8 protein-coding genes are annotated in these 15,214 nt (G+C 38.5%); 3 read left to right on the top strand and 5 right to left on the bottom strand.

Annotated features, from left to right (window positions below; translation table 11 throughout):
- Positions 1-594 precede the first annotated feature (594 nt).
- Together CZ225_RS21225 and CZ225_RS21220 are read right to left on the bottom strand one after the other, a co-directional pair.
- On the bottom strand, positions 595-1,533 hold the full coding sequence (locus CZ225_RS21225) for an endonuclease/exonuclease/phosphatase family protein (protein ID WP_077155400.1): 939 nt from the start codon (positions 1,531-1,533) through the stop codon (positions 595-597).
- A gap of 57 nt (positions 1,534-1,590) precedes the next feature.
- The gene (locus tag CZ225_RS21220; protein ID WP_077155399.1) at positions 1,591-3,873 is read right to left on the bottom strand and encodes a GH92 family glycosyl hydrolase; all 2,283 of its coding nucleotides are present in this window, start codon (positions 3,871-3,873) and stop codon (positions 1,591-1,593) included.
- 209 nt (positions 3,874-4,082) lie between these two features.
- Between CZ225_RS21220 and CZ225_RS21210 the strand changes: the two genes are divergently transcribed.
- The 3 genes from CZ225_RS21210 to CZ225_RS21200 all read left to right on the top strand — a co-directional run bounded on the left by CZ225_RS21210 (position 4,083) and on the right by CZ225_RS21200 (position 11,618).
- Positions 4,083-8,123: a hybrid sensor histidine kinase/response regulator transcription factor gene (locus CZ225_RS21210; RefSeq protein WP_077155397.1), complete on the top strand. Its 4,041-nt coding sequence runs from the start codon at positions 4,083-4,085 to the stop codon at positions 8,121-8,123.
- A 243-nt stretch (positions 8,124-8,366) separates the two neighbouring features.
- Complete coding sequence (locus CZ225_RS21205) at positions 8,367-10,025, top strand: LamG-like jellyroll fold domain-containing protein (RefSeq protein ID WP_077155396.1); 1,659 nt, start codon at positions 8,367-8,369, stop codon at positions 10,023-10,025.
- Between the two features lie 18 nt (positions 10,026-10,043).
- A complete protein-coding gene (locus CZ225_RS21200; protein WP_077155395.1) occupies positions 10,044-11,618 on the top strand; it encodes a glycoside hydrolase family 76 protein in 1,575 nt (524 codons plus the stop codon).
- A gap of 107 nt (positions 11,619-11,725) precedes the next feature.
- Here the strand turns inward: CZ225_RS21200 and CZ225_RS21195 are convergent, their stop codons facing one another.
- The 3 genes from CZ225_RS21195 to CZ225_RS21185 form a co-directional block, all read right to left on the bottom strand.
- Positions 11,726-11,920 carry a hypothetical protein gene (locus CZ225_RS21195; RefSeq protein ID WP_025075364.1) on the bottom strand — a complete coding sequence of 65 codons (195 nt, stop codon included), beginning with the start codon at positions 11,918-11,920 and terminating at the stop codon, positions 11,726-11,728.
- A 273-nt stretch (positions 11,921-12,193) separates the two neighbouring features.
- A complete protein-coding gene (locus CZ225_RS21190) occupies positions 12,194-13,750 on the bottom strand; it encodes a sulfatase (RefSeq protein ID WP_077155394.1) in 1,557 nt (518 codons plus the stop codon).
- Positions 13,751-13,786: 36 nt separating this feature from the next.
- On the bottom strand, positions 13,787-15,151 hold the full coding sequence (locus CZ225_RS21185; RefSeq protein WP_077155393.1) for a sigma-54-dependent transcriptional regulator: 1,365 nt from the start codon (positions 15,149-15,151) through the stop codon (positions 13,787-13,789).
- Positions 15,152-15,214 lie beyond the last annotated feature (63 nt).

Here is a 15,214-nt window from a genome sequence, read left to right as displayed (position 1 = left end):
TATACTCTACAATAGAGTTTATTAATGGCAATTATCTTACACCTTGCACTCCAAAGCCTCCAATTGGCTGATTAACAGAAAGAAAGTGGTGTGCAAGATATATGTTGCAGATGTGTGCAAGATGAAACATCTTGCACACATTAGTTTGTTTTATGAACACTTTGTTTCAAATCAAGAACCGGATATAAATGCTGTTCCAGCTGCTTGAACAAAGTGTTTCAATCGTATGAAACACATTGTTTCCCTATATGAAACACTTTGTTCCCCTATATGAAACATCTTGTTTCAAGCTATGGAACACTTTGTTTCAAATAGGAGAACACTTTGTTTCAGAGCTTGGAATACTTTGTTTGCATAGGAAGAACCTTTCATTTTATACGTTGTTGCAACTAGTCTGTCAGGTGATTCTTTCTTATTGTCTCTTTGGTCGTTTCTAGGGTGATAGGTGATAGATGGGGTGATAGGTTATAAACTAACCTATCACCTTCTGAAACTACTATGAATAAGCGGATACAGAAGGTTGGTGATAGGTTGATAGAGAAAATGATGTTTTTTTTATTGGGAAGACCTAAGCTTGAATAGTCAGATCTAAAATTACTTTTGATGGCGTTTGTCAAACTCCAATTCTACTTTTACCGGGAAATGATCAGAAGGAGTACGTGCTTGGTACGACTTGATTGTAATCTCTTCCGGACAGTCTTTTGCATCTGCTTTATTTCCATTGCCTTTACTACGGTAAGTATCAGTCAGCACACCATATCTCTTGACATGGAAAACCGGTGAAACGAACACATGATCGATACGACTTTCAGTAAAGTTGTTCGGGTTGAAACTGTTGAATGTTCCATTCGTTGCATAACGGAAATCGCATTTCTCATAGGAATCGCAAAGTACGCCCTTTTCAACAAATGCATGATAGGATTGGTGAGTCTGATCCACATTGAAATCACCTGTAAGGATTGCCGGAAGATTGGCTCCCAGTTCCTGCATCTTCTTCTGGACAAGGAAAGCACTTTCAACCCGCGCTTTCTTGCCGATATGGTCCATATGCAGATTGAAGAACAGGAACTCGAATCCGGTATCTTTGCACTTAAAGTGTCCCCAGCTGCAAACGCGGGGTAATACAGCATCCCAACCTTTACTAGGCACATCCGGTGTCTCCGACAACCAGAAGTCTCCTTTTTCTATCACATCAAATTTGTCGGTGCGGTAGAAAATAGCGGAGTGTTCGCCTTTTTCCTTTCCATCGTCACGTCCTACTCCAATATAATCATAGCCGGGAAGAGCTGCTTTCAAGTCTTGTAATTGATGAAGAAAACATTCCTGCGTGCCGAAGATATCGAAATCGTGGTATTGTACCATTTTAGCGACTACAGGATAACGTTGTCCCCAACCATTTCCTTTAGCAGAATCAGACTTGTTGGCATTTCTCAGATTATAAGAAGCAACAGTGAAACGGGTAGGCTGATAGCTTTGGCAATTACAAAAGACTATAGCGACTAAGGCGACTAGTAAAAGGTTTTTTAATTTCATGTTTTTTAGTTTATCAAAGTAGATAGATCAATTGTCGGGTGTCAAAATTACAACTTTTTATTCAAATGAGAGAGAATAAGGAGCATCTTTTTCATTTGTTCCACGTTGTTTGTTAGGAACAGGACTCATTTGATATTGTATATTTGCACCTTTCATCAGCTGATCGTGTGTCAGATAGTTGTGGCTATACATCTTTCCGTTTACTTTCATATCCTTGACATAGAAGTTATCCATACTATTGTTGTTGGCATTGATTGTAACAGTCTTTCCATTTTCCAGATGTAGTTTTACTGACTTGAAAAGTGGAGTTCCCAACACATATTGGTCTGTTCCCGGACAAACGGGGTAGAAACCGAGTGCAGAGAATACATACCAGGCAGAAGTCTGTCCGTTATCTTCGTCACCACAATAACCGTCAGGAGCAGCTGTATAAAGCTTGTTCATGATTTCACGAGTTCTTTGTTGAGCTTTCCAAGGTTCACCGGAATAATTATAAAGATAAACCATGTGCTGGATAGGCTGGTTACCATGAGCATATTGTCCCATATTCATCACCTGCATCTCACGCATTTCGTGAATTACACCACGACTCTTCATTCCTAAATTACTTGGGATTACGAATACAGAATCCATCATCATATTGAACTCTTTCTTGCCTCCCATCAAATTGATTAATCCTTGTGGATCATGGAAAACACAGAAACTCCAATGCCAACTGTTGCCTTCGCAGAACTCGCCGCTCCAGTCCACAGCATTGAATTTAGGATTGAATACGCCTTTGTCATCCTTACCTACCATGAGTTTGCGTTCCGGATTGTATACATTCTGGTAGTTCAAAGCACGTTGCTTGTAAATGTCAATTTCACTTGCCGGTTTACCTAGCTTTTTACCTAATGTATAGATCGTCCAGTCATTATAAGCATACTCCAATGTACGGGCAACGTTCTGACCTACTCCGATATTGGTGGGTACATATCCATATTTATTGTAAGCCTCATAAGCTACGCGTCCGGAAGCTGTTTTCGGAAGATGTGCATTGGCGTCATGTTTCAAGGCTTCCCAAAGAGTCTCAATATCATATCCGCGCAAACCTTTGATATAAGCATCGGCTACTACAGAAGCTGAGTTGTTTCCAACCATACAGTCTCTATGCCCCGGACTTGCCCATTCCGGCAGGAAGCCGCTTTCTTTGTAAGCATTTACCAATCCTTCTTGCATCTTCTGATTCATAGACGGATACATCAGGTTCAGGAAGGGGAATAAACAACGGAAAGTATCCCAGAATCCTGTATCTGTAAACATATATCCCGGCAATACCTTGCCATTGTAAGGACTGTAATGTACTACTTCTCCTTTAGCATCTATTTCATAGAAACTACGTGGGAAAAGCATGGAACGATACAAGCAAGAATAGAAAGTACGCAGATTGTCGATGTTGTCATCTTCTACTTCTAATTTGCTCATTTCGCGGTTCCAGATGTTTCTTCCTTCGGCAACCAATTGGTCAAAACTGTTATTACCCAATTCTTTGAGATTTAATTCTGCCTGTTCGGGGCTGATGAAAGAGGAAGCAACGCGTGCATGAACTATTTCTCCCTTTTTAGTTGCGAATCCGATAATAGCTCCGGCGTGATTACACTGTACTTCTTTTTCGTTGGTAAGAATCTCGTTGTCTTTAACGGCAGAAGTGAATGTGAACGGTTTGTCGAATTCAATTACGAAGTAATTCTTGAAGTTTTCGGGCACACCACCACTGTTTCTGGTTGTATAACCAATAATCTGGTTCTTTTCGGGCATAACCTTTACATAGGAACCTTTATCGAAAGCATCGATAACAACGTATGAGTGATTTGTTTCCGGAAATGTGAAACGGAACATAGCGGCACGTTCAGTTGGCACTAATTCAGTAGTAATGTCATGATCGGCAAGATATACCTTATAATAATAAGGTTTAGCTATTTCCGCTTTGTGAGAAAACCAGCTGGCACGTTTGTCTTGGTCAAATACTGCCTCTCCTACAATCGGCATAATGGAAAACTGGCCGTAGTCATTCATCCATGGGCTTGGCTGGTGGGTCTGTTTGAATCCCCGGATTTTGTCGGCATTGTAAGTGTATGCCCAACCGTCTCCCATCTTACCGGTTTGCGGTGTCCAGAAGTTCATTCCCCATGGTAGTGCCGTGGCGGGATATGTATTTCCCGTAGAAAGTTCGAACTTAGATTGTGTACCTACCAAGGTACTTGCATAGTCTACCGGATTTTTGACGGCAGAAGCTTGCAGACTACAGAACACGGCACTTCCTAAAATTAGCAAGTGCTTAAGTGATAAATGTGTCATCATGAATCAATAAAATTATATATTATAATAGTTTCTAAGACGAAAATAGGGAGAATACAGAAGCTGGCATTAAGAATAGAGAATGCAAATCGCCTCTTGGCACTATTATTAACTATTCTGGCACTGTTTTTTACTTATATCTTGCCAATAATAGTGGTTTGGAAGATTTTTTCTTTACCTTTGCCATGGAGCAATTCTATGAATGAGACACTATGAAGAAACACTCTGTTTTACTTTTGTTTTTTATGGTAAGTCTGTTGTCGAATACAGCTTATGCCTATAACCTGAAGCAGATTGCTGATAAGGAATATATGTCCAACAGTGCTATAACTTCCTTATGCCAGGATGAACGCGGACTAATGTGGATCGGTACTTGTGACGGTTTGAATATATATGACGGACAAGAAATCGAAGAATTTAAGCCCCATGACAAGGGGGAGTATTTATCCGGTAATCTGATTGACAAAATCGTTTATACTGGCGAGGATATTTATTGGATCCAGACTTATTATGGATTGAACCGGCTGGATCACAAGACAAATACAATTACTCGCTATAATGAATTTCGGAAACTGTTTTTTATGAATAAGGATAATAACGGTACCTTATACATTATTCAGGATAGCAACAGTGTTTATTATTACCATAAAAAGGAGGGGGGCTTTAAGAAAATCAATATTGCGGGAATTCCTGTCTCAGACATTATCACTTTCTTTTTTGATATAGACAATCGTATGTGGGTCGTAATGAAAGGGTATAACCGTTGTTACGATGTACAACTAGAGAATTCAACAGGAGATATAACTTTAATTCCCCAGAAAAGCGGTTTGGATTATCAGACATCATTGCTTTATTGTTTCAACGATGAAGAGTCTCTTTTCTATGTTGATAAAGAGTACAACTTCTATGTTTATCATATTCCGGCCAAGAAGAATGAATGGATTGCAAATCTAGGCAAGGAGATACAGACACGTGGCAAAATCTCCTCCATTATTAAGTATCATAATAACTATTTTGTAGGTTTTATAATGGATGGTGTCCTGATGTTGGAGAAGCAGAAGGATAGTAATGAATATCAGATTCAACAATTGCCTATTAATAGCGGAGTCTTCTGTTTGGCAAAAGACCGTTTTCAAGATGTTGTATGGATTGGTACAGACGGTCAGGGAGTCTACCTTTATTCTAATCCTTTTTATTCTATTAAGTCAATTGTCTTAAATAATTATACGGCAAAGATTGGACGTCCGGTACGAGCATTGTATCTGGATGCGGAGAAAACTTTCTGGGTGGGTACTAAAGGAAATGGTATTCTTAAGATTTATGACTACGAAGTGAATAAAAATATTTCCGATTGCCGGATGGAAACGGTGACTACTGCGAATAGTGCATTAGGTAGTAATGCTGTCTACTGTTTTGCGAAAAGCCATCGGAACGTGTTATGGATAGGTGATGAGGAAGGCCTGAACTATTACTCTTATCGAGAAAAACGCATGAAGAAAGTCCCAATTTTAATTGGTAATGAGAATATTAAGTATATACATGATATTTATGAAACCACAGAATCGGAACTTTGGATGGCAAGTGTCGGAATGGGAGTAATCAGAGCACGTGTTGCCGGGACACTGGATAATCCGGTTCTTGAAGATGTACAGCGTTATGTGATCAATGAAGGAGAATTTAGCTCCAACCACTTCTTCACTATTTATTCGGAGAGTGATCGCAACTTATTGTTTGGTAATAAAGGATATGGAGTGTTTAGTTTCAATGAAATAACCAATGGCTTGGAACCGATTTCAACTCATAAATATGAGAATATGACATTAAATAATATTCTTGCTATCAGCAAAGACAGTAGTAATAATTATTTGTTTGGTACAAGTTCCGGGTTAATCAAATATACTTCAGAAACTTCATACCAGCTTTTTAATGTCAAAAATGGCTTCTTGAATAATACCATTCATGCTATACTGAAAAATGCACCTGATGATTTCTGGATGGGTACCAATCTGGGATTGATTAATTTTGATTCAAAACGAAATGTGTTCCGTTCATATGGTTTCGGAGACGGACTAAAGGTGGTTGAATTCAGCGATGGGGCTGCTTTTAGGGATCCGCAAACAGGAACTCTGTTTTTTGGCGGTATCAACGGTTTTGTGACGATTCAGGCGGATGGACTCCCTGAACAACTTTATATGCCTCCAATCTATTTTGATAAACTTTCTATTTTTGGAGAGCAATATAACTTAGGTGAGTTTATCACTAAGAAGAAAGAAAACGAAATATTGAATTTGAAATACGATCAGAATTTCTTTGCAGTATCTTTTACTTCCGTCGATTACTTGAATGGAAATAATTGTGTTTATTTCTATAAGTTGAAAGGACTAAGTGATCAATGGATTAATAATGGTAAAGAAAGTGCCGTCTCTTTTACGAACATGGCTCCCGGTGAATATACTTTATTAGTAAAATACTATAATAGTGTATTCGACAAGGAAAGTAAAGTCTACTCTTTAGTGATTCGCATCGCTGATCCTTGGTATGCCTCCTGGTGGGCTTATCTGATCTATGCGATATGTCTGTTTTCTATTACTGCATTATTGATACACTCTATCATCGTTCGTTCTCAACGGAGGAAGCGGGAACTACTGAATGAAATTGAAAAGCGTCATCAGAAAAATGTTTTTGAATCTAAACTACGTTTCTTTACGAATATAGCTCATGAATTCTGTACTCCGCTAACATTGATTTATGGTCCCTGCGGACGGATTCTTTCTTCTAAAGGACTTAGTAAGTTTGTAGTAGATTATGTGACAATGATTCAAACAAATGCTGAACGACTGAATAACCTTATACATGAACTTATCGAATTCCGCCGCATTGAAACTGGTAACAGGGAAGTACGTATTGAATCATTGAATGTTTCTTCTATTATAAAAGGTATAGCTAAGACTTTCGTTGAAATGGCTAAATCAAGAAATCTCTCTTTTTTAAGTAAGATCCCGGAGCAGGTAATCTGGAATTCTGATAAAGGTTTTCTGAATACTATAGTAATTAACCTGATTTCCAATGCTTTTAAATATACTCCGGACGGAATGGGAATCAAATTAGAATTGGATGTGACAGAAAATAATCATTTACTTTTTCGAGTTGCCAATGAAGGGAGTTATATTAAAGAGGAAGATTATCAATATATCTTTAATCGTTACGCTATATTGGATAGTTTTGAGAATCAAGATGATAAGAATTTCTCCAGGAATGGACTCGGTCTTGCTATCTCTTATAATATGGCTAAACTCTTGGATGGCACTCTGAAAGTAGAGAACACTTCGGATGGATGGGTTTTGTTTACCTTAACTTTACCGCAATTGGATTTGACAACAGAAGTGAATACTTCTAAGCGGATAGCTTCTGAATATATTCCTAAAATAGATACACAGCCAAGGCTAAAGTTACCTGTTTATGAGTTTGATAAGATGCGTCCTACCTTATTGGTAATTGACGATGAACTGGAAATGCTATGGTTTATTGGTGAAATCTTTTCTAGTGATTTTAATGTATTGACTCTGCAAGACGCTTCACACTTAGAGCAAGTGATGAATGAGGTGTATCCGAATGTAATAATTTGTGATATTATGATGCAGGAAGTCAGTGGCGTTGAACTTATTAAAAAAATAAAATCAACGAAAGAAACGTCGCATATTCCTATTATCGTAGTCTCCGGGCGGCATGAAATGGAACAACAGATGGAAGCTCTTTCTGCCGGAGCAGAAATGTATATCACGAAACCTTTTAATGCAGAATATTTACGTATCTCTGTAGGGCAAGTGATGGAACGTAAAGAGGTATTGAAGAATTATTTTAGTTCTCCAATCAGTTCTTTTGAGAAGTCTGATGGAAAATTAACTCATAAGGATTCAAAGAAATTCCTTCAATCTGTGCTAAAGATTATAAATGATAATATTACGAACAAAGAACTTACGTCGCGTTTTATTGCAGATAAGTTAGCTATTAGCTCTCGTAGCCTATATCGTAAGATGGAAGAAATGGGCGAAGATAGTCCGACAAGCTTAATCAGGGAATGTCGTTTGCATATAGCCAAAGACTTATTACTGACGACTAAAAAGACAATTGATGAAGTTGTATTTGAATCTGGTTTCTCGAATAAGGTAACCTTCTTTAAATTATTTCGTGATAAGTATGAATGTACACCAAGAGAATTCCGGGAAAAACATTTGGGAGAAGTAGAACGATAATTGATGTTTATAGAATGTAATTGTGCCAAAATGGTAAATATGCGTGCCTGGTGTCCTGAAATAGGGGCTCTTTGTGCTGAAAGGTTGACTAATATCTTAATTTTATCGATGAATTAATAGAATGAAAAATATATTTAAATTTTATCTTAAAACGATGAATCAATGCTACAATCCTCTGTCTGCATTTCTTTAATCAAAAGAGTTTTTATCTTTTTATTTTGTTTGAATTAAATTTAATGGATTATGAAATTTACAAAGTACTTAATGATCGTCCCGCTGCTTTGTCTTTGTGCATGTAGCGATGATGACGATGACCAAGCCAATGGAACACCTACCGATATGGTTGAGCTGAAAGTCGATGCCAATGAAATGAACATTGTGCAGGGAGAAACCCGAGTGGTTAATATTGTATCTGGTAATGGAGAATATACTGTGACTTCTGCGAATGAAGAAGTTGTTACCGCTAAAATCGACGGTAATAAGATAAAACTGACAGCTGTACCTGGAGAAAATAATGCTCAGGGTGTAGTATATCTGAAAGATAAGTACTATCAGCGTGTTAAGATTCAGGTAAATACAGCTGCAGAGTTTGACTTGAAACTCAAAGAGACTTCGTATACACTCTATTCAAATGTAGAAGGTGAGGATGAAGCGGTGGTCGAAATATGTACAGGAAACGGAGGATATTCATTAGAAATAGAGGATGAGAACCAATGCATTGAAATTTTGGGTAAAGATCAGCTTGAGGATACTGAAAAGTTTATTGTAAAAGGTATAGGACAAGGTAGCGCGGAGATTAAGGTTCTTGATAGAAAGGGCAAAGAGGCTTTTGTTACTCTAGAGGTAATTGCTCCGAAACCGATTCTAACAGACGCTGATGAAGATGTTATACTAATGAAGGCGAATCAAGGAAAGAAACAGGTGGAAATTACAAGTGGTAATGGGGAATATAAGGTCTTGGACGCAGGGGATACAAAAATTATCCGTTTGGAAATTTATGGTAATAAGGTTACGGTATACGGGAAAAAGGCTGGAGAAACGTCATTTACTTTGACTGATGCTAAAAAACAGGTATCACAATCTATCCGTGTAAAGATTGCACCGGATAAACGTTATGCCATGAATCTAGGTAGAGATTATGCCGTTTGGACTCACTTTGCTGAGATGTCTGGTACTGGAGCAGATGCATTGAAAGCAAAAAACAATAACTTCAAATTAAAAAAGATGACTTGGGAATTAACCTGCCGCATTGATAATACGTATTGGTTACAGACTTTCATGGGGAAGGAAGGGTATTTTATTCTTCGTGGTGGTGATGATGGTGATCCAGGAGTAGAAGGGGGGAACCAATGGAGAGTGATTGATTTGGTTGGAACGGGAGACAAACTGAAGTTGAGGACCAGACATGACGTAATTAAACTTGGAGAATGGATGCACCTTGCATTAGTAGTAGATTGTGATGTGGAACAGAATGATCCACAAAACAAGTACAAGCTTTATATTAATGGCAATAAAGTGGATTGGGGGGAAATAAAAGAGAATAGTCTGAATTTCTCTGAAATAGATCTTTGTACAGGTGGTGATGGTGGTAAAATATCCATAGGAAGGGCTTTTGATAATGTACGGTTCTTGGGTGGTGCTATACTTGAAGCACGAATTTGGTCGGTTTGTCGAACGGGAGAGCAGCTAAAAGCTAATGCTTGGAGTTTTGTGGAAGAAAATCCGGAGGGATTGTTAGGACGTTGGGACTTCTCAGCCGGTGCACCTGTTGCTTTTATTGAAGATGGAACTAACTCCGATCATGAGTTATTGATGCACGTATGTAGATATGATAGTTTTAATAACATAGAATTCCCCATGGATAAGTTCGAAGAAGTTCCTGTTGTAGTGCCTTTTAAGTAAACTTTAAATGAAAGAAGTATGAAAACAATATATAAACTATTTATTATAAGCCTTTTCACTCTGAATGTTTTTCCGTCTTGTGGTGATGAAAACAAGAAAGATGTTGAGATAACCGATCCGGTAAGTGGCAACATATCTCCGGTAGCTTCGTTTAGCGTAGAGTCTACTAGTAATGAGAACGAACTTCTTGTGAAATGGACGAATTCGAATAACCAAGATCTGGATATGGTAGAGATTTCTTATAAAGAAGTAGCAGTAAATGTTTCGGACCGTGCTTTTACTCCGGGACATGTTTTATTGCCGGCACAGAGTGGGAAAAAGGATGAGTATTTGTTGAAAGTACCTTATTTTGCAACTTATGATGTTGCTATAGTAGCTATTAATAAAGCGGGTAAACGTTCTGTAGCTAAAAGTCGTACAATGGCTCCTTACCATAAAAATGAAGAGGAACCGGGGATAAAGTTACCTGCTATGTTAGATCGTGCACATTCTTATATGACTTCCGTCATTGCATTGTATTTTGGTAAAAGTTCAAGAAGTTGCTGGAGAGGTGATTATCCTTACAATGGTGGTGCTTATTGGGATGGTGATGCTTTGGTGTGGGGACAAGGTTCAGGTCTTTCTGCATTCGTTGCGATGCGCGAAGCTACCAAGGGAAGTGAGATTGAGAATGAATATAAGTCAATGGATGAAAAGATGTTCACGGGAATACAATATTTCTGTCAGATGGATCATAATATTTTAGCTTATTCTGTTTATCCGGCTCCAGGAAATGATCGTTTCTATGATGATAATGTTTGGATTGGTCTCGATATGATTGATTGGTACATAGAAACCAATGAAGTGCGATACCTAACTCAGGCTAAAGTGGTATGGAATTACCTGAAAGATCATGGTTGGGACGAGACTTGCGGGGGAGGTATTCATTGGAAAGAATTAAACGAACCTAGCACAAGTAAACATTCTTGTTCCACTGGACCGGCAGCGGTATTAGGTTGCAAGATGTATCTGGCAACTCATGAACAGGAGTATTTAGATTGGGCTATCAAATATTATGATTATGTGATTAATGTCTTACAGGATAAGTCTGATCATCTCTTCTTCGATAATGTACGTCCGAATACTGAAAATCCAAATTTACCCGGTGATATTGAGAAGAATAAATATTCCTATAATTCAGGACAACCTTTGCAGGCAGCTTGTCTATTGTATAAGATTACCGGTGAGCAGAAATATCTGGATGAGGCTTATGCCATAGCTAAAAGTTGCCATAAAAAGTGGTTTATGCCTTATCGTTCGAAAGAGTTAAATCTAAGTTTTAATATTCTTTCTCCTGGACATGCTTGGTTCAATACAATTATGTGCCGTGGATTCTTCGAGCTCTATTCTATTGATAACGATCGTAAGTATATTGATGATATAGAGAAATCATTGCTTCATGCTTGGAGTAGTAGTTGTCATCAAAGTAATAATCTTTTGAATGATGATGATCTGCGAGGAGGGACTTCGATGAATAGCTGGCAAATATTGATGCAAGGAGCATTGGTTGAATTGTATGCTCGGTTGGCTGTATTGGAAAGAGAAAATCGATAATTCTTGAATAAAAAAGCCATCCCCGGAATAGACTGAAGTAGGGATGGCTTTTTGTAGTGTGCTTACTATTCTTCGGCAAACTTTGTTCCTGCGAGTTTGGGGTGAGGTTATTCCTTGACAGGCTCAGCTGTTGTGCTGTCTTTGGCAACAGTGTCTGTGACTACTGTGTCATTAACAACAACAATTGCTTTCACTTCTGTAGGGGCTGTCACAGCTTTTTCAGAGTTACTCTGGGCCTTTACAAGGAATGAACCACCACAAACAAACATAAACATCGCTACTACTAATACTAATTTCTTCATAATCGTTTGCTTTAAAGATTATTAGACATATGTTTTCAATTCTCTTCTATAAGTGTTAAGGAATCGGTTGTTTCGTTTTACGCTTACGTTCAAATATATTTCAAAGCACGTGCCAAAAAGAAGAGAGAGAGGGTAATAGGCTGATATATAGTGATATGAATGAAATGGAGAAGTGACTAGTTGTGAGAAAGTCTGAGGAATGTGTGGAAAATGTAGACAGGGAGTGTGGAATTATTCCACACTCCCTGTCTGTTTGTATGTATTTTGATAAAGCTAATTTATTTCATCCGGCCAAGGGCAAGGTTTACCAGTTGCTTTGAAGGTAGGGCGTTGTCCATCAACCTTTCTCAGATAACTCCCTAATTCTTTGGAGAGCCGTTTTACAATATCCGGATGCAGAGAGCTGAGATCATTATTTTCACTGATATCATTGGAAATGTTGAATAGTTCCTTTTTCCCGGTAGCGTAATAATAAATCAGTTTCCAGTCACCGTTGCGAACTGCACAATTAAAGTTGATTCCCGGTCCGTCATTTCCCCAGTTATTAGGCATATTCCAGAAAAGGCTGCGTCCTTTAGAAGGATTACCGGTTTGTTTTAATAGGGGGATGAAGCTAACTCCGTCTATAGGTTGTATAGTTTGATATTTTTTTATACCAGCCATTTCAAGTATTGTTGGATAAAAATCTTCTATTAAAAGATAATTGTTACATCGGGTGTTGGGAGCTACTACACCCGGCCAGCTGACAATCATTGGTTCACGAATTCCCCCCTCATAAGTCGAGCCTTTACCACTGTTTAAAGGATAATTCTGAGTATGTAATTTGCCGTCACGCCAAGCTGATTCAGCGGCAAGACCACCATTATCACTCATAAAAATGATGATAGTATTATCCGCTTCCCCATTTTCTATCAGCCAATCCATTAAGTCTCCCAGACTTTTATCCATTCCTTCAATTAAGGTGGCATAGGCTGCTTCATGGTCGGTCATTCCTTTCTTCTTATATTTTTCATAAAAACGCATATCTTTATCCAGTGGGACATGGATGGCATAATGCGACATATAAAGATAAAACGGTTGATGGTATTTTTTTGCTTTATCTAAGGCTTTAATAGCTTCCAGAGTCAGTGCTTCGGTAACAAAAGTATCTGTTCCCCAATATTTTTCGAGCCCGGGAACTGCCATGAGTGAAACTGGTTTTCCGTCTTTGGTATGACCATAATTTTCCTCTCCGAGATAGCTGGCGAGTCCTCCTGCTGCGTGGCCGGAAATATTTACTTCAAATCCCCAATGATGCGGATCTTCTCCCGGAGTGTCAATAGCACCGAAATGTGCTTTACCGCAATGAATGGTGTGGTAACCGCTGTTTTTTAGTAATTGCACAAAAGAGGTCCCGACAAAGGTGTTATTAGTGCCGGGTACTTGGCTGACACCATTATAATTCCAATCAGGTACTTCCAATAGGCTGTCTTTGCGGTCTGTCATTCGGTCTTTTTGGAGTGTCCAATTAGTAACCCGGTGGCGTGCAGCATTCGTTCCGGTGATAAGACTACATCTTGAAGGAGAACTAATACTGCTGGCATATGCTTGCGTAAACATCATTCCTTGTTGGGCAAGACGTTCCATATTAGGTGTCTCGTACAATTTATTATAGTTTGTCTTTTCAGTCCAGAAAGGAAGTGATGTATCTTGCCAACCCATATCATCTACCATGAAAAGGATAATATTGGGACGTTTATTCGTACGTTCTATTTGCAAATCTTTTTGTGCTTGCAAATTAGTGGATAGTAATGGTATAAATGCAAGAGGAAATAGTGTTTTTTTGTTCATTGGGGGTATTTTTAAGGTTATGAGAAATATCTCTTGCTATAGGTCGATATTGTAAAGCTTTAATTTATTATACAATGTTTTTCGATCTATGTTTAGTAATTGGGCAGCTTTACTCTTGTTGTTTCCCGTTTGTCGTAATGCTTCCAATATATGTTCTTTTTCAGATTCTTCATTTCTTAAAGCCATACTTGTGGTATTAGCCACAGTAGTCTCTAATAGTTCTGTTCCCAATTCGGCAGGGGTGATGAAACTGCCCTGAGCTAATAAAGTAGCACGTTTTACAATGTTCTTCATTTGGCGCAGGTTACCAGGCCAATGGTAATCCATTAGTAATCTGGATGCTTTGGAATCAAAACCGATTAAATGTTTATCCAATTCTTTGTTAGCTTGATCGAGGAAGAAGTTGGCAAACAGTAAGATATCTTCGTTACGATCTTTCAGATCCGGCATTCGTAAGGTAAACTCATTGATTCGGTGATAAAGATCTTCCCTAAAGGTACCTTTCTCGATAGCTTGTTCCAGATTCTCGTTGGTTGCGGATACAAGACGAATATCTACCGTTATTTCCTGAGTAGAACCGACAGGACGTATTTTCCGTTCTTGTAAAGCCCGGAGAAGTTGTATTTGTACCTCATAACTGAGATTTCCTATTTCATCCAAAAAGATCGTACCCCCATTTGCAGCGACAAAAGCACCGACTTTATCATTCAAAGCTCCGGTGAAAGAACCTTTCACATGACCAAAGAATTCGGAAGCTGCCAGTTCTTTAGGAATAGAACCACAATCTACTGCGATAAATGGTTTATCATTCCGTTTGCTAAGCTGGTGAATGCGGTGAGCTACATATTCTTTTCCGGTTCCACTCGAACCGTTGATAAGTACAGACATATTAGTGGGAGCTACTAAACCAACATAATTATATAGCTGTTTGGCTGCTTCACTTTCTCCTTCCAGATATGCCCGATGCGATTCTGTTGTTTCTTTAGTGGCAGCTTTTTTAGATGAAGATTTACCGGTAACGGGAATGGCAGGAGTTTGTTCTTCTTGCAATGCTTCCGATATTTTTTTCAGTAGTTCTTCCGGATTCACAGGTTTTGCGATATAATCCCTTGCACCCAGTTTCATTGCTTGAACAGCTGATTGGATGTCAGCATAACCTGTCATAATGATAAGAGGAATATTTTTATCCTGTCCGTTCATCCATTTCAAAAGATCGATACCATCTTGGTCAGGTAGACGTAAATCTGATAAAATCAGGTCTGTTTCCTGGCTTTCGATATGCTTGCGCGCACGGGCAATATTACTTACCGAAGATACTTCAAATCCTTTTTTACCTAACCAGGTTTTCAGCATCATCCCAAAAGTGATATCATCTTCGACGATTAATATAGATTTCATCATATCAGGTTTTTCCTCTTTTATTAAGGCACAAAGGTAAGAGGATTTAAGTGAAAGTAGTATATT

The organism is Bacteroides bouchesdurhonensis (assembly GCF_900155865.1).
Lineage (GTDB): Bacteria > Bacteroidota > Bacteroidia > Bacteroidales > Bacteroidaceae > Bacteroides > Bacteroides bouchesdurhonensis.
This window is presented reverse-complemented; position numbering and strand designations above follow the sequence as displayed.

Bases quoted from the DNA above. Each gene is read 5' to 3' on its own strand.
- CZ225_RS21225 (WP_077155400.1), bottom strand. From the start codon at position 1,533: ATGAAATTAAAAAACCTTTTACTAGTCGCCTTAGTCGCTATAGTCTTT.
- CZ225_RS21220 (WP_077155399.1), bottom strand. From the start codon at position 3,873: ATGATGACACATTTATCACTTAAGCACTTGCTAATTTTAGGAAGTGCC.
- CZ225_RS21210 (WP_077155397.1), top strand. From the start codon at position 4,083: ATGAAGAAACACTCTGTTTTACTTTTGTTTTTTATGGTAAGTCTGTTG.
- CZ225_RS21205 (WP_077155396.1), top strand. From the start codon at position 8,367: ATGAAATTTACAAAGTACTTAATGATCGTCCCGCTGCTTTGTCTTTGT.
- CZ225_RS21200 (WP_077155395.1), top strand. From the start codon at position 10,044: ATGAAAACAATATATAAACTATTTATTATAAGCCTTTTCACTCTGAAT.
- CZ225_RS21195 (WP_025075364.1), bottom strand. From the start codon at position 11,920: ATGAAGAAATTAGTATTAGTAGTAGCGATGTTTATGTTTGTTTGTGGT.
- CZ225_RS21190 (WP_077155394.1), bottom strand. From the start codon at position 13,750: ATGAACAAAAAAACACTATTTCCTCTTGCATTTATACCATTACTATCC.
- CZ225_RS21185 (WP_077155393.1), bottom strand. From the start codon at position 15,151: ATGATGAAATCTATATTAATCGTCGAAGATGATATCACTTTTGGGATG.